The following is a 23,588-nucleotide window of genomic DNA, read 5'->3' as shown; positions in this document are numbered from 1 at the left end:
TACCTTGTATAACAATATAGTGTCGCTAAGAATCGCTACCTTGTATCGCAAAGTAGCTAATTTAATTATACATTTTATAATATTAATTGCAAGATATTTTTGGTATGATGGACTTTGGAAGTAAATTCAAAGGTGAGCAAGGAGCTAGACTACTAATGGAATGGAAAAATCTATATCGTGGATTGTTAATGGGAGCAATCGAAGTAATCCCTGGAATCAGTGGGGGAACAATTGCGATTATGTTAGGAATATATGAAAGATTGATTGCTGCAATTAATGGGTTCTTCAGTAGAGATTGGAAAAAACATCTCGGATTTTTAATTCCTTTAGGAGTTGGAATGGTTGCATCGATTTTTGTGTTAGCAAGGGCAATTGAATGGTTATTTGAACGTCATCCTATGCCAACACAATTTTTCTTTATGGGATTAATTATTGGTGTTTTACCATTTTTATTACATAAGGCGGATGCAAAAAATAAATTTAAAATGAAACATATCTTTTTATTGATAATAGGTGTTGCACTTGTATCAACGATGGGATTCTTTACACCAGATGAGGGTAAAGTAATTTCAAACATTTCGGGTTCTACTTATTTATTATTATTTGTGTCTGGAATCATTGCAAGTAGTGCTCTGATTTTGCCAGGTATTAGTGGTGCATTCATGCTTTTAATTCTAGGAGTGTTCCCAACGGTTATTGCCGCAGTGAGTAATTTTCAGTTCGATGTTATTCTTGTAACGGGAGCGGGAATTGCAATTGGGTTTGTTGCGATGAGCAGAGTTGTTGGGTACTTTTTAAAAAATCATTTCACATTAACTTTCGCTGCGACAACTGGTTTAGTACTCGGATCAATGTTTGTTGTCTTCCCAGGTTGGCCAGCGTCAACAGGTGTACTCATTGCAAGCATTCTAATGTTCTTAACAGGATTAGTTTCAGCATTATTATTGGGCAGATTAGAATATAAATAAAAGCAATTTAGCAGACAAGTAAAGCTTAACAAGTTAAACTAAACGATAATAGGAGGGGTTAAAATGGAATTAATCCAAACACAAGAAAAGTTTGATGAAATTATTCAAAGTAAGGAACCAATTATAGTGAAGTTTTTTGCAGAGTGGTGTCCAGATTGTAAAGTATTCGATATGTTCTCTGGAAGTATCATGGAAAAATACAATAATTATAAATGGTATGAAGTGAATACCGACCAAGTTGAGGGAATTGCACAAAAGTACGATGTAATGGGCATTCCGAGTGTACTTATCTTCCAAAATGGAGAGAAACTTGCACATCAACATAGTGCTTATACAAAATCACCAGAAGAAGTAACGGCGTTTTTGCAGCAGCAATTAGGTTAAAATAAAGAGGCTCGAACAAAAGAGCCTAATAAAAGTAAAATCCGAACAATATTTTGATCTTCTTTAAATAGAACTCAAACTTGTTCGGATTTCTCATTTTACTAATTCTTTTTACGATGATACGATTAGACTTAAATTCTCTTCAATAACAGGTTTTTCATCAGTTATTTTGATTTCAATAGCTGGAGATGCTACTAGAAGAATAAATGAGTCTTCTAATTTGATTACAACTGTGGTTAATATTTCTTCATCCGATTCTAAAAAGCCATAGCCCAATACTTCTTGTATTAAGTTCTCCCTACTTGGATAGTAACTTGAGGCAGAAATGACATATTTCTGATTAGGACTTTCAATAACTTCATAGTCCAGTGGTTCGGGCGTTTTATGTTCATTTACTAGAAGCATATCTTCTCCTGTTTTTGATTCATCCCAATCGAACGACCAAAATCTATCATCCATGCTTCCTTGAGAAGAATGAAAACTAATAAGTGGGTTTGAACAATGAATAACTAGTTCGTCTTTATGATTGTGGATATGAAGTATTTTCCCGTAAATGCCTCCAAAAATCTTTCCTTTAATTGATTTGAGAAAATTCAAGTCTATCATAATTTTTATCTCCTTTAAATAGTTTTCTCTAGATGGTCGTCTTTTTAAAATTATTTGAGCTGTTGTTAGGTAAAAATTACAACACCTAATTAAAATTATCTATTTAATTATACCAATTACTCTAGTAAGTCTAATTATTTAAACCTGAACATTCTATAACTTTGAAATTACTGTAAGTAACCTTCATTCGGAAGCTTATATAAAAAGAATATAATTATATAAAATATAGGTATACTTTCACATAAAGGTCTCAACTTCCATATTTGAAAATACAGTTAATAAACTTATAGCATACTTATCTAATATTATTTAATTTTGATTGTAAGCTATTCTTCCTAATATAGAAAAGACGTATCTGTTTAATGAAGATACGTCTGACAGATAATTCAGTATTATTGAGTTAAATCGAGTATAATTGAATATCGCTTTATATCAAGTCAATGTAATTTAAAAATAATACTTGTAAGAATTGTTAATTGAATAAAATTTAGATGCTTCAATTTTAATTTCCTAAGTATCTAATTTTGTCTACTTTAGAGTTACTTAAATATGGATAGCGTAGTGTCCAACCATAACCTTCAGATGTTGCTTTATAGTAAGTTACAGTCTTGCCACCATCCGTTTTAATATATGCTCCTGATCCAACAGATTGTTCTTTTCCAGGCATTTTTTGAAAATCTCTCCGAGCAGCAGCAGATCCTCCAGATTTTTCAAATTGATATATATTTCCCTTGGCTAGAACGGATTTGGCAGAGGAGCGTATCCCCCCCAAAAAATTTGCGGCCCACCAGCACATTGTATTGTATAATCTGAATTAGAATCTAAACCTGTATTATCGTTGTTATTTAAATAAGTAGGTTCAACAAAGAAAGGTCTACAATCGATTGGATTCGCTGAGACTGAATTAAACACCACGAATGTAGTTATTGACACAACGATAAATGTTAATACTGTTAATAATCGATTTGAAAATTTCATTGCAATTTTACCTCCGAAATATTATTTATATTTAACACTTTTATTTTACCCTCCTTTTAGATTCTATAATTCTATAATTTTCTATATTCTACAAATAAATATAATTTCCTTTATTTTTAACTTGGGAAATTGGATGCAATAAATGCTCTTTAATCACTGTTTTTTATTATAGATTTTCTTGTTATAAGAAATATATTTGATGAATTTTAATCTATGAGTGTAAATCATTTTATTACACTCAAAGATTCGCGAATTGAACTTTACAGTATCACCTTTGTTTACTTCAATTTTAACTAAAGATGAAATTATTGAGAATGCCAAACTAAATGCAGGTCTCCTGCAACCATATTAGTAGTATCTATTATCTTATATTTATGAATTATATAAAATACTAGTTTATATAAGAACAAAAGTAGAGGATCGTTCGGTACGTTACAACACTATTGGTGAGGAAGTAAAAAAGAATTATACTTCATAGAATTTTCATATAAAAATTAGGGATGGAGTCCCAGCATGATTATTCATTTTTACTCAGAATATGGTGTAGCAATCTTACCTATAAATAAAATCAAATCCGATTCATTATCTTTAATAAACAAGAAGAATGGACGATTAAATTCAATCATGAATGGTTCATCAATTCCAACTGAAGTTGTCTGCATTTCTACGGATGTAGCCGCAGCTGCTTCCGTTCCTTCTTCATCGACAAGAAGGAAAGTCTTTTGAATGACATCACTAATGTAAAGGTCATCTGTATCTGATACCATTTGTGAGAAATCAGCGTCTTGTTCGCTAAAAGCTTGAGACATTCCTAATGACTGGAGAGCTTCAACTAATGACGTATCATATTCAAGTTCAAAGGATGGTAGCTTTACCATGCCATCTTGCTCTTGAAATGCTTCTTGCCATGCACTCCAATTTTCTAAGGTTAATTCTTCATTAAAAATTATCCCTTCGTTTGGTAAAAAGAGCTGCATACTCATTTCTCCGTCTCCATAAGGTAGGGAAACAGCTTGGAAGCTTTCTGTTTCAAAATACTCGAGTTCATCTGAGAGCATCATCATATCTACTTCTTTTGTAGAACCATTCTCAAGATAAAACTGTTCTTGCATTGTTAACTCAGGGTCAAAAGGATATTTCCAATTCCCATCAAAGTAGATTGTGTTAATCAATAATGAAACAAGATTTGGATCAAGCGGACCTTCAACGATATCTTTTATTCGATTATTCGTTTGATTTTCTACCCATTGATTAATTGTATCAACACTCTTATCATCTAGGATATCAATTTCCGCAATCTCTGCCTGATAATAATCTTCGACACTCTTTGTAAATGCATCCTCAAACTGATAATTTTCATCCAGCCAGAGAGAATTTGCAATATGAAGTTCGATATCACTTTTTTCCTCAGTTAATAATTGTAGTAGTGCGTGATTCGATTCGTTAAGTACTTCTTTACTTGCTTCACCAAAGCCTAGTAGTTCATCCATCTCTTGTTTCGTTTCACCATCAGCACCGTTATATGCTAATGATAGGGCGAAGTAAAGACTTGTAGGGGAAAGGAATATATTTCCTGACTCATCAGCTTCTACGTTATCCATTAAATCGAATGCTAATTTGTTATTTGCCTCTGTTAATGTTGGGATATCTTTTTGGTCTGTTGACTGATCAAAGTTCTGCCCCGTTCCATTCTCGCTAGTACCGCAAGCGGCAAGCAAAAGAATGAAGAACGTTGATAAAATAAATATTTTTTTCATGTTCATCCTCCTCGTTAACGAATTAGACGAACCATATTCTATTTGGTTTCATCAGAGAAGGTATTTTTTTCTTCACTCGAGGAGATGACAAAATCAAGTGCTGCCTCTTCGGTAAATTCTAGTGTTCCATTGCCAAGCACGCTCATGTCGCCTTGTCGAGATAGTTGATAAACATCTTCGTCTATATTCAGTGTGTGTGGAATAATTATTGATGCGATTTGTTTATTATTTATTTTACTTTTGTCTTCCGGTTGATTTATTTGTTCTCCCCATTCTATAAGAAACGGCATCATTTTCTTTTCAGTCGGAAAAAGCATGCGCCAACTTAGAGTGGATCCATCTACCCTTTTTCTACTTCCTGGGAAAGGACCTTCGTAAGAAAAATTATTTTTACCAAAGTGATCCATGGAAGCATCCATTTTATTTGTCCGAAGTGCAAAAGTGAAGGGGCCGTACTCGTTAAGATCAACTTTTTCTATAAGCTGTTGAATAAGTGGGTTATCGCTCGTTCTTGCTAATGTTTCGTCAAATACTCCAATCCATTCGATATAGCTGTTATTTTCAAAGAAAGCGAGATAGTTATACGTTCCCCAATTGGTATGTCTCCCACCAGGAACGATATCGAGACTAAACATTTCACCAAATTTAGCAGCATCAGCTTCGGGATTCTTTGAAGCAATGACAATATGGTCTATTTCCAACATACAATCTCCTCCTTAATTGAATCCTAATCCTTATCGCAATCTTAGACTTTTATTAGTATAATGAAAAGAAAATAGATTATATAAGCAGGTGAAGGCTTTGTCACAGGCAAGAATATTAATTGTTGAAGACGAACAAAAAATAAGTAGAGTACTAGAATTGGAATTAACGTATGAAAATTACGAGACAGAAGTAATTGATAATGGAAAAGATGCGCTTCGACTCATAGAAGCAGGCAATTGGGATCTTATTTTATTAGACATTATGATTCCAGAAATGAGTGGGCTTGAGGTATTGCGTAAAGTACGTCGTTTTGATGAAAGTACGCCGATTATTTTACTGACTGCTAGAGATGAAGTTTATGATAAAGTGAGTGGCCTCGATTTAGGAGCAGATGATTATATTACAAAACCATTCCAAATCGAAGAGTTACTCGCAAGAATTCGGGTGCATTTACGTAAACCAAAGAAAATCAAACAAAGTGAAGATATTCTCACGGTTGGCGATTTAACTGTAAATCTGAATGCTCGAGAGGTAAAGCGTGAAGATAAGCAAATTGACTTAACACCACGAGAATTCGATTTACTCGTTTGTTTGTTGAAAAATAAGAATATCGTTCTGACTCGAGAGCAATTGATTGAGCAGGTATGGGGCTTTGATTATTACGGAGATACAAATGTCGTGGATGTTTATATTCGTTACTTGAGACAAAAAGTAGATAATGACTTTGCTGAAGCATATGTTCAAACCGTACGTGGGGTAGGTTATACGATAAAGGATATTGAAAAATGAAGCTGAAAACAAAAATTCAACTTTATTCAAGTATAATGATTCTGCTTTTAATGCTTGTTGTCAATACAACCGTGTATTTTCTTTTTTATAATAATGCTACAGAAAGTCAGTTGGAGCAGCTTGCTACTCAAACAGATGTATTAATCGAAAGTTTGGCGACGGCTACAGAGGCTGCGGAGTATAGTGAGATTATTAATGCTTATCTACCAGTAAATGGGATGGCGAAAGTTTTTTCGAGTGAAGAGCGTTCGCTAGAGTTTAAATATCGTGACGGAGCTTATACAACACTTGAGGGGGGATTTCAAACAGAGGAGTCTCAAGTCATTGTACGGCCAGAGAGAGGCGTGAATATTGCCGTTATAACAAAACCAATTATTTGGCATGATGGTAGTGTCGTTACTCTGCAATTCTCTGATAATCTTATTGAAGTGACGGACACATTAAGGATACTCTTTTATGTTTTATTAATTGTATCTATCATTATTCTTGTGCCAACGGTAATTGGTGGGGACATACTTAGTCGATTCTTACTAAATCCGATTAACAAACTTACCAAGACGATGCAAGAAAATATGCAAGAAGGTAAATGGAATAAAATTGATCACACGAATCGTTCAGAAGATGAATTGTATAAAATGGAAGCAACCTTCAATGATATGATTGATCAATTACGAGATAATTATGAGAAACAAGAGGACTTTGTTTCCAATGCTTCCCATGAATTGAAAACCCCGATTCAAATTGTCAAAAGCTATGCGCAATTAATGGAAAGGCGGGGCGCCGATAACCCAGAGCTTATAGCAGAATCAATTGAAGCAATCGACTCTGAAGCCGATCGCATGAAGAAACTTGTTGAACAGCTTTTAGCATTGGCGAAAACTAAGAATGATGTACCATATGAAGAAGTGAAATTTATCCAGTTGGTAGACCAATCTGTTTCTACATTCAAACAAGCGTACGACCGAGAAATTGAATTTATAAGAAATGTAGAAGAGGTTTCGGTCTGGGGAAATAGTGACCAGTTAGAGCAAATTATTTACATTTTAATTGATAACGCATTGAAATATAGTGACGACAAAATAATTGTTAGCCTATTCACTTTCGACGGACAAGTAATCTTTAGCGTAAAAGATTTTGGCAATGGAATATCTGCCGAAGATCAAGAACGCATCTTTGAAAGGTTTTACCGTGTAGATAAAGCAAGAAGCAGAGGGACAGGTGGAACTGGACTTGGACTTGCGATTGCTAAAGCGATTGTTGAAGAGCATGAAGGAAGGCTGACGCTCGAGAGTGAAATTGGTACAGGGTCGACATTTACGCTTGCATTACCAGTGCATAAAAATGAAGAATAGTAGAAGCTGTCTATTGTAGGCAGCTTTTATTATTTATGTAATGATTCATATTTATCAATCCCTCACTACTTTCTAATCAAATTCTAATCTAGCTCTCAGCCTCTTTTCATTCTGCTTAGATAAGATGTAATTAGAAAGTAATGGAGGAGGAAATTAAAAATGAAGAAAAAAATATTAGCAACTACAGGTGTATTAGCAATATCAGCTGTAATTGGATTAAGTGTATACGCATCAAATGCAGATTCAAACGAGAGTCTTTTTAAAGAGGTTCAGGAAAATAATGCTTCAGAAGCAGTGGTTGAAAAAACAACAAGTGAAGTAGCTGACAATAAAAATAGTGAAAAGCTAACAAATGAGGAAGCTCGTCAAATCGCTTTAGCCGAATATCCAGGTTTCGTAACTGAATTTGAACTTGATTACGATGATGGTAGATTGCTTTACGAAATGGAAATCAAGGGTGAAAATGTTAAGCATGAGTTTGAGATGGATGTAGAAACGGGCGAAATTATTAAGTACGAAGAAGAACGTAAATCGGATGGAAAGTATTCGGCAATCATGGAAGCAGATTTAATTACGATGGAAGAAGCAGAGGCTATTGCTCTCAATGAATTTTCTGGAATGATTAAAGAAATAGAATTAGACCGTGATGATAATAGATGGGAATATGAAATTAAGGTTAAAGACGGAAACAAAGATGCAGAATTTGAAATTGATGCAACGACAGGTGAAATTATCGAATTTGAAATCGAACATGAAGATTAAAATGAAAGATGATTCTCATCAAATTCTAATCTAATTCACAGTAAGCTTTCATTTCGTTGATATAAACTAAAAGTAGATTAAAAAACATAAATAGAGGTGTACCATATGAATAAGAAAATCATAATGACTATTGCTGCGTTATCCATTGCCGCTGTAATCGGACTTATTTTCTCTCAAAATATTTCAGTATCAGCTGATCCAGATTTAACAAGAGAGGATATAGAAGAAAAAGTTAGAGCGCAGTATCCAGGTGAGATTACAGAAATTGATTTAGATACAGAAGGAAAAATTCCAGTATACGAAGTTGAACTAGAAATTGAAGGAAAAGAATACGAGCTAGTAATTGATGGCAACACTGGTGAAGTATTAAGACTAGATGAGAAATTAGTTGTAAAAACAGAAGCAGAGAAAGCTACTCCAAATAAGGTAGAAACTGAAAAAAGAGAAAAAGAAGCAATAGAAATTAAAGAAAAAGAAACTGAAGAAAAGGCAGAAGAGAAAGCTAAAGCCGATAAAGAAGCTTCAGAAAGTAAAAAGGCAACTGTGACAGCACCTAAGAATACAGAAAAACAAGCTAAAACCGAATCTAAACAAACAGAGAAACCTAAAGCACAACAAAAAGAACAAGCTAAAAAACCTGCAGAAAAGAAACAAGAACCTAAAAAAGAAACAAAGAAAGAAAAGAAATCCATTATTACTCAAGAACAGGCAGTTAATATTGCTCTAAAACAATTCTCTGGAAAAGTAGAAGATGTAGAATTAGACGATGATGATGGCCGGTTAATTTATGAAATCGAAATTGAGAACGACCGTGGGGATGAAGCAGAAATTGAAATTGATGCTTATACTGGAGCTGTATTAGTAGTTGATATCGATTTAGAAGAAGATTGATAATATTGTTTACCAAAATAACGAAGCAATGAGCACAGGCTCATCGCTTCGTTATTTTAAAGTTTTCATTTACATAAGCTTCAACAGTTGGATGTTTTTCAAAATACTCTTGGATCATTGTAACGGCATCTTTTTGAATTTCTCTGATTACCTTTTTCCCTTTAAACATTTCATAATTACCTCCGCCAGCAGCCCTGTAATTATTAACTACCACTTGATAGGTTGCTGTAGGCGATACTGGGTTGCCTTTATAAGTTACAGCTTCAACTCGTTCACCGACAGGTCTAGAGATGTTTAATGTATACTCAATTCCTTCCCACATATCATAGTTGTAATGTTGTGGCTTGGGTTCTACAAAAGTAGGCTCAACTTCGATCTCATTTTCATTATTTAAAGTAAAATATTTTGCAGTTTGTTCCAATGCCGCTTTGATATCTGCGCCAGTTATTTCGAGTACCATTAATGTATTAGGATACATATAATTAGAAACAATTTCTCGCATTGTTACAGAAGACGAGAAGCCTGTAGATTCATTGTTTAAAAGTGAAGTGACAGAAATCGTAGCACCACTAAGTTCCATTTGTACATCTTGAATAAATTGAATAAAAGGATGTTTTTTCAAACGAACTTGAAAAGGGTCATCAATTGTCATATCACCTTTAATGAATCCGATTGGTTGACCGAGCCATTCCTGTGTAGATTCTTCATACGGTTTTAAGAACTCAAGTGTTTCTTGATCAGCAGATAGGTCCTCAAAGGTCTGAATTTCCGCAGTTTTACCTGAAACATTCCATATTCCATTATTGTCTTTAGAAAGTTCAAGCGTAACTTCACCATATTTTAAACCATTTTTACCAGGTTGTATGACTAATACATCATTGATAACTCCGGTAAGTTCTCGATGTTGGTGGCCTGTTAGAAGAACATCAATACCTTCTATTTCCTGACAAATCTTATAGCCTTGGTTTTCGCCTGTATAATCTTCAGTAGGCGCCCCAGTATGTATGTCTGCTTCAAAACCACCGTGATAGGAAGCGATAATAACATCAGGATGTTCGTTTTCTTTAATATACTTCACCCATTTTTTAAGTGTTTCAAAGGCATCAGCAAATTCTAGCCCTTCAATATGCTCAGCTGACTCCCAATTAGGGATGTAGTGAGTCGTGACACCAACAATAGCGACTTTTACATTATCACCAATTGTTTTCATAATATATGCTTCGCCATATTGAGGTTTTCCCGTTTTTTTATTTAGGATATTTGCAGAGAGAACAGGGAAATTCGCTTGTTGAACTGCTTGGTTTAAAATTAAATGCCCATAGTTAAATTCATGGTTTCCAAGCACACCAGCATCAATTTCTAATTGATTCATAATCGCCACCATAGGATTATCCAGATCCGTATGATTCTTCACGTAGTTTGTCATGAGTGGAGTCCCTTGAATTAAATCGCCATTATCTATGAGTAGTAGGTTTTCTTTCGTCCGCCGGGCTTCTTTTACAGCAGTAGCATACTTTGCAAGCCCAATATCTTCATTATTGTTTGTTCCGTAATTAATTGGCATGGCATGTCCATGAATATCACTAGTATAAATAATCGTTAATTCTTCTTTCAAAAAAACACAACCTTTCATTGAAAAATCCTACAGAAAGTTACTAAAACTCCCTGTAGGATATTATAACAAATCATTAACATATATTAGACGATTTTACGTCTGATTCTCGCAGAAGCAAAGTCAATTACAGTTACAACGATAATAATTGCTAGTAAAATCATACCCATTTCGTTCCAGTTACGATTGTTAGCAGCAAAGATAATCATTGTACCAATACCACCAGCACCTACAATACCAAGAATGGAAGAGGCACGGATATCTACTTCAAAGCGATAGATTGCATAAGATAGAAACTCTGGCGTAATTTGAGGCATTACCCCATAAAATAATATTTGAATTTTATTTGCCCCACTGGCTTCCATTGCTTCAATGACATTCATATCAATCGATTCAATGATTTCGGCGAACATCTTTCCAAGCATTCCAGTAGATCCAATGGCAATTGCAAGCACCCCAGCGAATGCGTTTGGTCCAACTGCTACAACAAACAGAATCGCTAAGATAATATCTGGGAAAGCACGTACTGCAGATAAAATCCACTTTCCAATTGTAGAAAGAATGACTCCACCCATCATATTTCTAGCTGCTAAGAATGCTAGTGGAACCGCAAGGATAGCTGCCATTAATGAACCGGCAAAGGCAATAAATACTGTCTCAAGCATACTTTCAGAAACTTTTCCAATTGCTGACCAATCTGGACTAAATAGTCGTGGAATGACACGTTCAAAGTTATTGATTGCACGTTCAATCGCACGGCCCCAGTCAATATTGATACTCGTAAATGTCCAAACATACATTGCAATGATAGCAATAGCAATAATAATATTGCGTACTAATTTAATTTTAGAGCCTTTTGGTTTAGGAGGTAAGGTGAAATTTTCCATTAAATAAGCGCCTCCCTTATTTTCGTACTGATATATTCAATAACGATTACTACAACAAAAATAAGTACAATAATCATCATGGCATTCGGATAATTATAGAAACCTAATTGCTGATTCAGGATCAAACCAATTCCACCAGCACCCACAAGTCCTAGAACGACAGATGCGCGAATGTTAATTTCGAATACATAAAGTACGAGTGATGTGAATTGTGGTAAAACTTGTGGAATAAGTGCGTACCAAATCATTTGGAAAACATTTGCACCTGAAGCTCGCATTGCTTCTAAAGGGTTCATATCTACAGATTCAATTGTTTCACTAATTAATTTGGCAAGAATACCTAATGAAAAAATAATTAATGCTAAAATACCAGGAAATAATCCAATACCGAATAATCCAACGAAAATTACTGCTAATACAAGGTCAGGAATTGTACGCAAGATATTTAGAAAAGTACGAGTTACATAATATAACGGCTTGAAGGTTGTAACGTTTTCAGCTGCTAGTAAAGCTAATGGCACAGTTAAAATTGCAGCAACTGTAGTAGCAATAATCGCCATTTGAACGGTCTCAACCATTGGTCCCCAAATTGCTGGTATGACAGCCGTGTTTGGAGGGAAGAACTTTGAAATTACTGTGAACATATTACTAAATGCACCAGAAAATCCGCCCGCCATTTGAGATTGTGTCCAAATCATACTTGTGAGATAAATCCCTAAGACGACGGCAAATATAACTGTAATCTGCACCTTTGTTTTAACGGGATATATCGATGGGACTTCTTTTGGAGTTACATTTTTTTGTTCGTTTGTCACGATTCATCTGCCCCCCCACGCAAGTCATCCTCACGTATCGTACGACCATATATTTCTTCAAATGTACTTTCAGTTACTTCCGAAACAGGTCCGTCGAAAACAACTTCACCTGCACGCATTCCAATAATACGATCTGCATACTCCATTGCCATATCAATGAAATGTAAGTTTACAATCGTCGTGATATTATCTTCTTTATTGATTTTCTTTAAGTAAGTCATTACCTGATGCGAAGTTGGAGGGTCAAGAGATGCAACAGGTTCATCTGCTAGAATATACCTTGGTTGTTGCGTAAGAACTCTCGCAATACTAACACGTTGCTGCTGTCCACCACTTAATTCATCCGCACGGTTATAAATTTTGTCTGCGATATTTACACGTTGTAGACTTTCATAAGCAAGTCCAACATCTGCTTTTTTATATGTATTTAAAATGGAGCGAATGGTACCGGTGTGGCCTAATCTTCCTGCAAGTACGTTTTTTAGTACGCTAGATCGCTTAACTAGATTATAGCTTTGAAAAATCATACCTGTTTTTGTACGTAGTTTACGTAGATTGCGACCTTGATATTTAAGAATATCTTCATCATCTACTAGAAGCGATCCTGAAGTTGGGGTAACTAAACGATTGATACTGCGAATAAAAGTAGATTTTCCTGCTCCTGATAACCCAACAATAACCACAAACTCCCCATCATTAATCGTAACATTTACATTTTTAAGTCCAACTGTTCCATTTGGATACACAAGACCAATATCTTTAAACTGTATCATTTTGTTCCTCCATTAGTAGAGATTCTATATAAATTAGTAAAAAAAGGGGAGTAGATACTCCCCTTTTTATCTAGTTCTAATTAAATGTGAATTAAAGCTCGATATTATCTTTGAATTTTTGGTAAGTATCTTTTACAACTTGATATTCTTCGTCAGTAGCTTCATCGATTTCATCCCAGTTGTAAACATCATTCATAATTTGAATCATTTCTTCGTCTTCGTTAAATGATAGGAATGTATCTTTGATTTTTTGTACGAAATCTTTATCAAGTTCTTTTGTTACTGAAATTGTATCGTTAGGAATATCATCTGTATATCCTAAGATTTTTAAATCATCCATAACTGTAGGATACTCTTCTTCTAACTCTGTACGAACATCGTCAAAAGTTGTTGCAACATCAGCGTCACCTTCAAGTACAGCGATTGCTGAGTTGTCATGTCCACCAGTTTGAGTTGTACCACTAAAGAAATCACTTTCTAATTCAGCTGCAGTTTCGTAACCGAACTCTTCCATTAGTTGACTTGCTGGGAATAGGTATCCAGATGTTGAACCTTGGTCACCATAAGCCCAGATTTTGCCTTCTAGGTCAGCTAGCGTCTCAATTCCAGAATCTGCACGTACAACATACTGTGCTTTATAAGTTCCTGATCCGTAACGAATAGACTTTAGAATAACTTCTACATCATATTGCTCGTTAGCAAGAACATAACCAAATGCAGGAATGAATCCAACATGTACTTGGTTTGAACCCATTGCTTCAACAAGTGCGTTGTAGTTCGTCATTACATTACCTTGTACTTCAATTCCTAGTTCTTCACCAAGACGTTCTGCAAGTGGTTCAATTGTATCAGCAATTGTATCTGAATCCTGTGATGGTACAAAACCGATAACTAATGTATCTGGAATCATTCCTTCACTTTCCTCACCACTTGTTGTATCTGTATCCGTGTCTGTTTCTGTTGCACCCTCATCGTCAGAACTTCCACATGCTGCTAAAACAAGCATTAAAGCTAAGATTAGCAAAAGACTGTATAACTTCTTCATGGTAAACCTCCCTATGTAGTTGAAAGATAACTTACGCATTAATTTAATACCATTTCCCTATTAAAATCAAGTCTTTTTTAAATAATTAATAGTGTCTTAAACTAATTAATAGTTTCATAATATATCAAGGGAAAATGTTTCCTAAGAGAGGAAAAAGGATATAGATAAATGCACCCAATTTTTTATTTAGTCTTAAAAGCGTATTATGTCGAAATATGCGTTTTATAAATCATAGATATGGGAATAGAGAACCTATGTAAGTTTATATCTATTGGAAATATTAATATTGGAGGAATTGTATATGGAACACCAAGACAGGCAACATGTAGTTGTTTATATAAGCAAAGATAATCAACACTGCAAAAAGGTTATCCAGTTATTCGAAAATGAAAATGTTTCTTATCAAGTGAAAAATGTGACAGACAATAGTGATTATATGCGAGAATTACAACAAGACGGTATTTATGGCACACCAGCCATTTATATAAAAGGTAAAAAACAGACGATTTTAGGTTTTCAAAAACAAAAAATCTTAGATGCAATACGTGATTTATAAAGCTTATGATAACCATTCACAACAATCATGCATAAACTATATTAATACATTGCATAAAGAGGTGTTTTACTGTGAATGGAAGATACTTTCAGCAACAACCGTACAATCAACGTGTTTGGCATCAATATCAAACTCATCCGATGCAATATTCTTCCTACCAGTCAATGCAAACACAATCTACTCATGTAACCCCATACGAATATTTTGCAAAACCAATTCAACCAATAGATTTTTTTCAGTCTAACTTTGAAACATTAACATCACAGCAGAATCTTAATCAACAGGCGGGCGGAGCTCCCAATTCAATGCCAGATAATACGGAGCAAATAGATTTTGACAAGCTTTTAGCATCAATTGGACAGCTAGCAAGTACCTACCATCAAGTAAGCCCTATAGTTAAACAATTAGGATCACTTATAAAACTGATGAGATAATTGCCATTGTTTTGTAACTTATCGCTTAAAGCCTTACAAAACAAAGACATTAATGCAGTGAGAAACATCCTTAGACTGTATAATATATAGAGATGAACAGATAATAGGTTTAAATTTGTTTATAGACGAAAGAGGAGATTTTATGATTGGATGTTTATTAATTCATGGATATACAGGTGGTCCTTATGAAATTGGACCTTTAGCAGAATATCTGGATGAACAGACAGATTGGCAAATCGAAGTACCAACATTACCTGGACATGGAAAAGAATTAGATCTAAAAGACGTTTCCTTTGAAGACTGGATTAAAGCTGCCGAAAATGCTTTAGAGAAGCTAACGAAAACATACGACACAATTTATATTGTAGGATTTTCAATGGGCGGGATGATTGCTGCTTATCTTGCAGCTAAATATAATGTGACAAAACTTGTTCTACTAGCAACTGCAGGAAAGTATCTCGATTTCAAGCAGATACGTCTAGATATCCACGAAGTAATTAAAGATAGTGTACGTGGAGAACTAGAAAATAATATGATTTATAATCATTATAAAAAGAAGCTTGGACAAGTACCGTTGAAAGCCAACTTTGAATTTCTAAAGCTTGTTAACTTCACAAGACCTTATCTAAAAGAAATAGATGCGCCAGTACTGATCGCACACGGACAACAAGATGGAGTTGTGCCTTATAAAACAGCTTATTATTTAGACAAGGAAATCCATTCCGAGCACAAAGAAATCGTTCTACTAGATCGCTCAAGACATTTATTATGTTTAGGTGACGATAAAGACACAGTAAATACAATGGTATATGATTTTTTAGATAACGCCGCTGTCGGCGAATAATAAAAATTAAAAAGTCCGTGGTTTGAAGTTATTCAAACCGCGGACTTTTATTATCTTCTATATATTATAATTTATTAGTCTCCGAAAAAGGCTATTACAATTGTACCTTCTCCACCATGAGTAGCGATGATAGGTCCAACATCGGAAAGGAAAGTTTCTTTAAAGGAATACTTAGTTTTAATATCCTGTAATATTTTCTTTGCTCGTGACTCGTCATTATAATGTGTCATGAACATGGATTTATTTTCAAAGTTCTTTGTATATTCGCCGATTTGGTTAATAAACCTAGCAAGCGATTTCTTCTCACCACGAACTTTTTCAGAAACTTCAATTGCTCCCTCAGCGCTCGCACGCATCAGTAACTTGATGTTTAACGTCTTAGCAATTCTTCCAGTAACTTTTGATACTCGTCCACCACGAACAAGATTATCAAGTGTACTAAGTACGAAAAGTGTCATTGTTTTCTCTACACATTCCTCAACATGCTTTACTAACTCTTCGAAATTCATGCCAGAGTCAAGTTTATTTTTTATTTCATGAGCAAGTAACGCAACTGCACAAGAAGCAGATTTTGTATTGATAACGGCAATTTTACGTTCTGGTTCTTCATCAAGTAACATGTTCATCGCTATTACCGCATTTTCATATGTGCTACTAAGCTCTTTAGAAATGGCGAGCATTAATAATGGTTTGTCAGCAGGCACACTTTTATATGCTTCGTAGAAATCATTTGGGCTTGGAGCTGATGATTTAGGTACTTCATTCAGTTCTTTTACCTTATCGTGAAATCGTGGAAGATCAATTGTAACACCTGTTTTGTACTGTCCATCCGTAAAGTGCAGATACAGAGATACGACTTTAATATCATAAGCTTTAACAAGTTCTTGAGGTATATCTGCTCCACCATCTGCCATTATTTGAATTTGCATCTACAACACCTACCTGTTATTTGTTTTTTGAGATATGGTAACACTTCTTTTTTTAGAAGTACTTACAGTAAATAAATATAAACCAAAGATAACAATCGTTCCTCCTAAGAATTGCGACCAAGTAATCATTTCGTTTAGGAAGAAATAAGCTAAAATCGCAGCCCCTATTGGTTCAAATAATCCAGCCATCGTTACAGTTGATGTACTTAACCACTTTAGACTCCAATTAAATAGTGAGTGACCAAAGAAGGTAGGGATTATTGCTAGTGATAGAAAAATCCACCATTGTGTTGAGCTGTAGCCTATAAATGAGTTTTGCAGGAATAGATTGTAAATTAATAAGGTAATGGAAGCAACACCGTATACAATAAACGTATAACTCATGAGTGTTAAACTTTTTCTAACCGATTGGCCAATGAGAAAATAACCAGTGATGGCAATTGCTCCGAGTATTGCAAGCATATCACCAAAGAGAGCTGAACCGCCAATTTGGAAATCACCCCAACCGATGATAAAACTACCAAATATAGTTATCACCATACTTATAATTGCACCATAGGAAAACCGTTCTCGAAACAGAAGATAGGTACCTATGAAGGCAAATAATGGTTGAGTAGATACAAATACGACAGAACTAGCTACAGATGTATAATTCAAGGACTCAAACCAAAGAATAAAGTGCATGGCTAAAAAAATTCCGGAGAAAATAGAAATAATCCAGTTTCTTTTAGTTATTTTACGTAATTCATCTCGATACTTTGCTACAACGAATGGTGCCATAATAAGCACGGCAAAAAATAAACGGTAGAAAGCGATAATTGCTGCTGGTGCATCCTCAGCAAGTCTAACTAATACTGCAGAGGTTGAAATTCCAATGACACCAATAACTAAAGCTGCTTTTGGATTAAATGCAGGAAGACGCATACAAAAACTCCTTCAAATTCAACGTCCAACTTCTATGTTATCTGATAATAATATCTATCAATATTATCATGAAATAGGAAAAAAATCACCAAATAAGTCGATTATTAAGATACACAAGTAGATAATTATAACACATTTGTGTTATTATAAGACAAGCATATAGTTAGAGGCCCCTCATCATTGTTTATTAGGGAAGCCTTTTAATACTTTACAATGATAAATGTGAACAGGTAAGTTCAATTACAATTACCCTTAAATATTACGATGTATTCTATCCGCTCGAAAAAAAGCCTATTCTAAAAAGTTGAACCATCCATGTGTTTCACTGAGAATAATGGTAGAAATGATTTTTCTAAATAAAGTATAGAAGCTTTTGGCCTCTTTTTAAGCTAAATAAATTTTATAAAGGAGTAGACTATTAGGTGACAAAATTTAACGAATTAAACATCTCAGATCCAATTATGAAAGCAGTAGAAAAAATGGGGTTTGAAGAAGCGACACCAATTCAAGCAGAAACGATTCCTCTAGCACTTGCTGGGAACGATGTAATTGGTCAAGCACAAACAGGTACAGGTAAAACAGCAGCATTTGGTATTCCAATGATTGAAAAAATCGACAAGAAACAAAGAAAGGTGCAGGGGTTAGTTGTTGCACCGACTAGAGAATTAGCAATTCAGGTTGCAGAAGAGATAAATCGTATTGCCAAATTTGTAGGCATGCGTGCTCTAGCAATTTACGGTGGTTCTCCAATGGATCGCCAAATCCGTGCTTTAAAAGATGGACCGCAAATCGTTGTAGCAACTCCAGGTAGATTGCTCGACCATATGCGTAGAAAAACGATTCGCATGGATGACATTCGAGTAGCAGTTTTAGATGAAGCTGACGAAATGTTAAACATGGGCTTTATCGATGATATTCGCGATATCCTTAAAGGAATGCCAGAGGAACGTCAAACATTACTTTTCTCTGCAACAATGCCTAAAGAAATTCGTAATATCGCAACAACTTTAATGAAAGATCCAAAAGAAGTTAAAGTAAAAGCAAAAGAAATGACAGTTGAAAATATTGATCAATTCTTTATTGAAATTCCAGAGAAATTCAAATTTGATACACTAAACAATCACATGGATATTCATTCACCTGAATTAGCGATTGTTTTTGCTAGAACGAAAAAACGTGTAGACGAAGTTACAGAAGGCTTACAAGCAAGAGGCTACCGTGCGGAAGGAATCCATGGTGATTTAACGCAAGGTAAACGTATGTCAGTTCTTAGCAAGTTTAAGAGTGGCCGTATTGACGTACTTGTAGCTACAGACGTTGCAGCGCGTGGTCTTGATATTTCTGGTGTTACTCATGTTTATAACTTTGATATTCCTCAAGATCCTGAAAGCTATGTACACCGTATTGGTCGTACAGGCCGTGCAGGAAGAACAGGGGAAGCAATATCTTTTGTAACACCAAGAGAAATGGCTCATCTGAATCTAATTGAGAGAACAACGAAGAGTAAAATGAAACGCTTGACTCCACCAACAAATCAAGATGCAAGACGTGGACAACAGCAAGTAACAATGGAAAAACTACAGAAAACCATTGATGAAAAAGATCTTAGTGCATACAAAGAGGCTGCAAAAGAACTTTTAGAAGACAATGACTCTGTAACAGTAATTGCTGCAGCTTTAAGCATGCTAACGAAAGAAAGAAGAGATACACCAGTTCGTATTTCTTCAGCAGCACCAATCAGCGTGAAAAAAGCACATCACTCTAGAGGTGGTAGTGGCGGCGGTGGAAATCGTTCGAAAAACAAACGATTTTATGGCGGAAGAAGCCAAGGAAGCCGTGGCGGCGCAAGCGCTGGTGGCGGACAAGGCGGGAACCGTAGTCGTAAAGGCAACTTCCAAAAACGTCGTGGCCGTGATCAATAAATAATTCAAATCCCGATCGCTCATGTAGCTGATCGGGATTTTTGTTTGGTTTAGGGTGCTGGCAGGTGGCGGATGTTGTGTCTTCTTCGGAATTTAAACTCAAATTAACACTTTTACCAAAAATAAAAAACATAAATTACTCTGTAGCTGAGCTACGTCCACTCAATTGTGAACTTCGGGATATTGTGTGGCGACTTCGGTGGAAATTGTGTCCACTTCGGGATAAATTGTGACGACTTCGGGTTATTCTGTGTCCATATCGGGATTCACCGTCTTAAATCAACATCCGACCCAAAAAACACCAAAAAGTGAAACTTACCAGAAGTAATATCGTACACTAGATAAGAGAACTTTAGAAAGGTGATGGAAAATGAGGCAACCTCCAAAACATTTAATTGATGCTCGTGCACTTCAGGTCTGGAAGATTAGTGCAATGATAAATGTTGGTGTTTTATGGTTAATAATTATTGTTTTTACATTAGTTTCCCACTTCCAAGATTGGTCTTTCTGGATTAGTGGCATTGCAGCAGGAATTAATTTGATTTTCACTATTGTTTTTATTTTTATCCTACCAAAACTACGCTATAGACGTTGGCGTTACGAAGTATTTGAGCAAGAAATCTATATTCAATATGGAATACTAATTAAAACGCGAACGATTATTCCGATGATTCGTGTGCAACATGTAGATACAGAACAAGGTCCAATAATGAGAATTTATAATGTTGCGAGTGTATCTATTTCGACTGCTGCGACAAAGCATATTATCCCAGCGTTATCAGAAGAAGATGCTTCTGATTTAAGGGATCGGATATCTGAGTTAGCAAGGGTGGATGAAGACGATGTATAACGCAGAACGCCTACACCCAGCTACAATTATTTTAAATGTCTTTCGTTTTTTAAAAGACTCTCTTTTTCTACTAGTTATTGCATTTGTTACATTTGAACTATTAACGTTCGTGATTGTTGGTAGTCTATACATATTATTAATGGTAGTCATTGGAGCAATCTCTTGGTACCGTTATAGCTATTGGGTGGATGAGGATGCTCTTCATATGGAATATGGAGTTTTTAGAAGAACAAAACGAACCATTTCTAAAAACCGTATCCAATCGATTGACCTTACGCAGAATATAATTCACCGACTATTTAAACTCACAAAAGTTCAAATCGAAACAGCGAGTACAGGGCTTAAAGCAGAAGCGGCGCTTGCAGCTGTTACTTATGCAAAAGGAATAGAACTAAGAGAGCAGTTAAAATATAGAAAAACTGTTGAAGAAGATGAAACTGAAGCAGAGGAAGAAAATGAAGAAGTAAAAAAGCAGATATCCTTCAATCACTTACTCTTAGCAGGAGTCACTTCTGGTGGAGTAGGAATAATTCTTAGTTTTCTGCTTGTAGGTTTATCCGAATTAGAAGAATTCATTCCAGAATCTATTTACGATGTGACCTTTGAATGGTTCCTTTCAACAAGCATCATAACTGCTTTATTATTAATTCTAGTTATTCTCGTATTTGTTTGGATGCTTAGTGTTGGATGGACGCTGATTCGGTATGGGAATTTTACGATCAGCCGGGTCGATGACGAGCTATTAGTAACGAGAGGATTATTAGAGAGAAAACAACTGACAATTCCGATGCACCGCATACAGGCAATTGGAATAGAAGAAAATATCTTGCGGCAACCATTTAGCTATGTATCTATTGTTGCTGAAATTGCAGGTGGGTCAACAGACAAACAGACAGACGCTTCTGTCATTCTTTTTCCTATAATGGAAAAAAATAAAGTCCAAGAATTTTTAAACGAATTTGTCCCAAGTTTTAGTTGGGATATAGAAGAGAGTAATTGGAAGAAGCCACCTAAAAAAGCTTTAAAATTTTATATCTTACGTTCAGGGTTTCTTTTCCTCGTTTTAAGTATTGCTTTGTTTTATTTTCTACCTGCATTTAGCTGGGCTGGGTTATTAATCTTTGCTCTTGCACTCTATAGGGGATGGATGAGTTATCAAGATGCGGGCTTCGATGTTGCTGAAAACAGATTGCTATTACGTTATCGAGTGTTGAAAAGGGTCACTGTTTTGCTTTATCCAAAACGGATTCAAGCATTTGAACAAGCGCAACATCGATTACAGCGGAGAGATAAATTATCTACGATGAGGATATCTATTATTAGTAGTATTGGTGGAAAGCATTATCGAATAAGAGATCTGAATGAAGCAGAGATAGATGATCTCAATGATCTTTATTATTCTAAGAAACCGACATCACAAAAAGCGTTAACGACAGATTGGAATCGTGTGAAATAATAATACCCCCAAGAAAACGCATCTAAGTTTCTTGGGGGTATTTCTAAAATCTGCTGATTAAGCCAAGTACAGCAAGGATACCAATTATAATCCAAAGCCAGTTGTCTCTTATTTTGTTAGGAATTCTTCGTTTTTTATTCCACCGATTCGGGTCAAATTCAATTTCACCATTGTTATCGGGATAACTTCTTGTTTCGAACGAACGGAATGGATTATAAGCAGTAGCATTGATTAAAATGAGTGGTGCGAGTAGGAAACCTCCTGCAAAACCTGCTAAGTGAGCGACAATGTTGATATTTGGTCCCATAATTGACATCAGCACACCAACACCAAAGATAACCATAATCATCTGCGAACTATCTTGGTCAATCAAATGTTTTCGGAACAAGCCCATAAAGATATATATCCCAAACAGGCCATACACTGCACCAGAAGCACCTAGATGAACATATCCTAAATCTTCTATTATAAAGGTACCGATATTTCCAATAATTCCTGCTCCTAGATAGAAAAGAATAAATTTAAGCTTTCCTACCATCTGTTCAAGCGCTGGTCCAAATAACACGAGTGCAAAAGAATTGAACAACGCATGCATCAAACCTCCATGAAGAAAAATTGGTGTGACGAGACGCCAATATTCTCCTTCAGCAACTAGAAAGTTCACGCCAAGGCCGAAGAATTTGATCTCTTGACCAATCCCTAGTTGTAGAAAATCAATAATTAACCAAAGAAAAAGATTGATAATAATAATTGTCGAAACAATTGGGTATGATTTTATAAATTCTTTAATACTTCTTTCGTGACGAATAAACATACGAGGGATCCCCCTAAAAGTTTAGTTTGCAATTTATTTCGGTTACAATAACTATAATAAATAATTCATAGCAATATAACCACTAAAAACGATGTGAGGTTTTATAAAATGGTAAAAGGTATTGGGATTGATATTGTTGAACTCTACCGAATCGAAGAAAGTTTATCGAAAGGTGAACGTTTCATCAACCGTATCTTAACACAAAAAGAAAAAGAACGTTTTTTTGAACTGAATAATCAAAGAAGAAGAATCGAATTCATTGCAGGCCGTTTTGCAGCAAAGGAAGCATGTGCAAAAGCATTGGGTACTGGGATAGGCCGTTTAAGCTTTCAACATATTCAGGTATCAAATCTAGAATCAGGAGCACCAATCCTTGAAGTTCAAGGATATGAAAAAGATACATTTCTGCTTTCCATTAGTCACAGTAAGGAGTACGCCGTAGCACAGGTGCTAATTCAATAGCTTAGAAAGATGAAAGAATTGCATAATCACATGACTTGTCTCATAGAATTTAAATGCGGGTAGGAGGGAACAA

General features: G+C 35.3%; 25 protein-coding genes. 13 read left to right on the top strand and 12 right to left on the bottom strand.

Going from position 1 to position 23,588, the window contains the following annotated elements; translation table 11 throughout:
* Positions 1-86: 86 nt before the first annotated feature.
* On the top strand, positions 87-968 hold the full coding sequence (locus tag ACXYMZ_RS14045; protein ID WP_458949036.1) for a DUF368 domain-containing protein: 882 nt from the start codon (positions 87-89) through the stop codon (positions 966-968).
* Positions 969-1,031: 63 nt separating this feature from the next.
* The gene (locus tag ACXYMZ_RS14040) at positions 1,032-1,352 is read left to right on the top strand and encodes a thioredoxin family protein (RefSeq protein ID WP_458949035.1); all 321 of its coding nucleotides are present in this window, start codon (positions 1,032-1,034) and stop codon (positions 1,350-1,352) included.
* Between the two features lie 111 nt (positions 1,353-1,463).
* Here the strand turns inward: ACXYMZ_RS14040 and ACXYMZ_RS14035 are convergent, their stop codons facing one another.
* The 4 genes from ACXYMZ_RS14035 to ACXYMZ_RS14020 form a co-directional block, all read right to left on the bottom strand.
* Positions 1,464-1,958, bottom strand: coding sequence for a hypothetical protein (locus tag ACXYMZ_RS14035; protein WP_458949034.1), 495 nt, complete (start codon positions 1,956-1,958; stop codon positions 1,464-1,466).
* A gap of 502 nt (positions 1,959-2,460) precedes the next feature.
* On the bottom strand, positions 2,461-2,730 hold the full coding sequence (locus tag ACXYMZ_RS14030; RefSeq protein ID WP_458949033.1) for a hypothetical protein: 270 nt from the start codon (positions 2,728-2,730) through the stop codon (positions 2,461-2,463).
* A 733-nt stretch (positions 2,731-3,463) separates the two neighbouring features.
* Positions 3,464-4,693, bottom strand: a complete 1,230-nt coding sequence (locus tag ACXYMZ_RS14025) for a serpin family protein (RefSeq protein WP_458949032.1) — start codon at positions 4,691-4,693, stop codon at positions 3,464-3,466.
* Between the two features lie 38 nt (positions 4,694-4,731).
* Positions 4,732-5,397: a VOC family protein gene (locus ACXYMZ_RS14020; protein WP_458949031.1), complete on the bottom strand. Its 666-nt coding sequence runs from the start codon at positions 5,395-5,397 to the stop codon at positions 4,732-4,734.
* Positions 5,398-5,494: 97 nt separating this feature from the next.
* On the opposite strand from ACXYMZ_RS14020, the gene ACXYMZ_RS14015 reads away from it, so the two are divergent.
* The 4 genes from ACXYMZ_RS14015 (at position 5,495) to ACXYMZ_RS14000 (ending at position 9,192) form a co-directional block, all read left to right on the top strand.
* Entirely contained in the window at positions 5,495-6,187 is a 693-nt protein-coding gene (locus ACXYMZ_RS14015; RefSeq protein WP_458949030.1) for a response regulator transcription factor, read from the top strand.
* A complete protein-coding gene (locus ACXYMZ_RS14010) occupies positions 6,184-7,539 on the top strand; it encodes a sensor histidine kinase (RefSeq protein WP_458949029.1) in 1,356 nt (451 codons plus the stop codon). Before ACXYMZ_RS14015 ends, ACXYMZ_RS14010 begins: the two co-directional genes overlap by 4 nt.
* Before the next feature lie 159 nt (positions 7,540-7,698).
* Positions 7,699-8,301: a PepSY domain-containing protein gene (locus ACXYMZ_RS14005; protein WP_458949028.1), complete on the top strand. Its 603-nt coding sequence runs from the start codon at positions 7,699-7,701 to the stop codon at positions 8,299-8,301.
* A 105-nt stretch (positions 8,302-8,406) separates the two neighbouring features.
* Positions 8,407-9,192: a PepSY domain-containing protein gene (locus ACXYMZ_RS14000; protein ID WP_458949027.1), complete on the top strand. Its 786-nt coding sequence runs from the start codon at positions 8,407-8,409 to the stop codon at positions 9,190-9,192.
* Between the two features lie 40 nt (positions 9,193-9,232).
* Here the strand turns inward: ACXYMZ_RS14000 and ACXYMZ_RS13995 are convergent, their stop codons facing one another.
* The 5 genes from ACXYMZ_RS13995 to ACXYMZ_RS13975 all read right to left on the bottom strand — a co-directional run bounded on the left by ACXYMZ_RS13995 (position 9,233) and on the right by ACXYMZ_RS13975 (position 14,324).
* The gene (locus ACXYMZ_RS13995) at positions 9,233-10,825 is read right to left on the bottom strand and encodes a bifunctional metallophosphatase/5'-nucleotidase (RefSeq protein WP_458949026.1); all 1,593 of its coding nucleotides are present in this window, start codon (positions 10,823-10,825) and stop codon (positions 9,233-9,235) included.
* Between the two features lie 65 nt (positions 10,826-10,890).
* Positions 10,891-11,691 (bottom strand): phosphonate ABC transporter, permease protein PhnE, encoded by an 801-nt coding sequence (gene phnE / locus ACXYMZ_RS13990; protein WP_458949025.1) that lies wholly within the window; start codon positions 11,689-11,691, stop codon positions 10,891-10,893.
* The gene (phnE, locus tag ACXYMZ_RS13985) at positions 11,691-12,506 is read right to left on the bottom strand and encodes a phosphonate ABC transporter, permease protein PhnE (RefSeq protein WP_458949024.1); all 816 of its coding nucleotides are present in this window, start codon (positions 12,504-12,506) and stop codon (positions 11,691-11,693) included. The genes phnE (ACXYMZ_RS13990) and phnE (ACXYMZ_RS13985) overlap by 1 nt, the downstream gene beginning before the upstream one ends.
* A complete protein-coding gene (gene phnC, locus ACXYMZ_RS13980; RefSeq protein WP_458949023.1) occupies positions 12,503-13,279 on the bottom strand; it encodes a phosphonate ABC transporter ATP-binding protein in 777 nt (258 codons plus the stop codon). Before phnC ends, phnE (ACXYMZ_RS13985) begins: the two co-directional genes overlap by 4 nt.
* 91 nt (positions 13,280-13,370) lie before the next feature.
* Positions 13,371-14,324: a phosphate/phosphite/phosphonate ABC transporter substrate-binding protein gene (locus ACXYMZ_RS13975; RefSeq protein ID WP_458949022.1), complete on the bottom strand. Its 954-nt coding sequence runs from the start codon at positions 14,322-14,324 to the stop codon at positions 13,371-13,373.
* A gap of 301 nt (positions 14,325-14,625) precedes the next feature.
* Here ACXYMZ_RS13975 and ACXYMZ_RS13970 point away from each other — a divergent pair, with 301 nt between their 5' ends.
* The 3 genes from ACXYMZ_RS13970 to ACXYMZ_RS13960 all read left to right on the top strand — a co-directional run bounded on the left by ACXYMZ_RS13970 (position 14,626) and on the right by ACXYMZ_RS13960 (position 16,158).
* Entirely contained in the window at positions 14,626-14,880 is a 255-nt protein-coding gene (locus ACXYMZ_RS13970) for a glutaredoxin family protein (RefSeq protein WP_458949021.1), read from the top strand.
* Between the two features lie 71 nt (positions 14,881-14,951).
* Entirely contained in the window at positions 14,952-15,314 is a 363-nt protein-coding gene (locus ACXYMZ_RS13965) for a YppG family protein (RefSeq protein ID WP_458949020.1), read from the top strand.
* A gap of 142 nt (positions 15,315-15,456) precedes the next feature.
* On the top strand, positions 15,457-16,158 hold the full coding sequence (locus ACXYMZ_RS13960) for an alpha/beta hydrolase (RefSeq protein WP_458949019.1): 702 nt from the start codon (positions 15,457-15,459) through the stop codon (positions 16,156-16,158).
* 74 nt (positions 16,159-16,232) lie between these two features.
* On the opposite strand, the gene ACXYMZ_RS13955 is transcribed toward ACXYMZ_RS13960, so the two are convergent.
* Both ACXYMZ_RS13955 and ACXYMZ_RS13950 read right to left on the bottom strand, forming a co-directional pair.
* Positions 16,233-17,087, bottom strand: coding sequence for a DegV family protein (locus ACXYMZ_RS13955; protein WP_458949018.1), 855 nt, complete (start codon positions 17,085-17,087; stop codon positions 16,233-16,235).
* Positions 17,088-17,096: 9 nt separating this feature from the next.
* Positions 17,097-18,011, bottom strand: a complete 915-nt coding sequence (locus tag ACXYMZ_RS13950) for a DMT family transporter (protein ID WP_458949017.1) — start codon at positions 18,009-18,011, stop codon at positions 17,097-17,099.
* Between the two features lie 422 nt (positions 18,012-18,433).
* Between ACXYMZ_RS13950 and ACXYMZ_RS13945 the strand changes: the two genes are divergently transcribed.
* The 3 genes from ACXYMZ_RS13945 to ACXYMZ_RS13935 all read left to right on the top strand — a co-directional run bounded on the left by ACXYMZ_RS13945 (position 18,434) and on the right by ACXYMZ_RS13935 (position 22,239).
* Positions 18,434-19,933: a DEAD/DEAH box helicase gene (locus tag ACXYMZ_RS13945; protein WP_458949016.1), complete on the top strand. Its 1,500-nt coding sequence runs from the start codon at positions 18,434-18,436 to the stop codon at positions 19,931-19,933.
* 370 nt (positions 19,934-20,303) lie between these two features.
* The gene (locus ACXYMZ_RS13940) at positions 20,304-20,783 is read left to right on the top strand and encodes a PH domain-containing protein (RefSeq protein ID WP_458949015.1); all 480 of its coding nucleotides are present in this window, start codon (positions 20,304-20,306) and stop codon (positions 20,781-20,783) included.
* Positions 20,776-22,239, top strand: a complete 1,464-nt coding sequence (locus ACXYMZ_RS13935; RefSeq protein WP_458949014.1) for a PH domain-containing protein — start codon at positions 20,776-20,778, stop codon at positions 22,237-22,239. The genes ACXYMZ_RS13940 and ACXYMZ_RS13935 overlap by 8 nt, the downstream gene beginning before the upstream one ends.
* A gap of 43 nt (positions 22,240-22,282) precedes the next feature.
* Here ACXYMZ_RS13935 and ACXYMZ_RS13930 read toward each other — a convergent pair whose 3' ends face one another.
* Complete coding sequence (locus ACXYMZ_RS13930; RefSeq protein ID WP_458949013.1) at positions 22,283-23,053, bottom strand: rhomboid family intramembrane serine protease; 771 nt, start codon at positions 23,051-23,053, stop codon at positions 22,283-22,285.
* 108 nt (positions 23,054-23,161) lie between these two features.
* On the opposite strand from ACXYMZ_RS13930, the gene acpS reads away from it, so the two are divergent.
* A complete protein-coding gene (gene acpS, locus ACXYMZ_RS13925) occupies positions 23,162-23,515 on the top strand; it encodes a holo-ACP synthase (RefSeq protein WP_458949012.1) in 354 nt (117 codons plus the stop codon).
* The last annotated feature ends 73 nt before the right edge of the window (positions 23,516-23,588 follow it).

The organism is Oceanobacillus sp. CAU 1775 (genome assembly GCF_054482815.1).
This window is presented reverse-complemented; position numbering and strand designations above follow the sequence as displayed.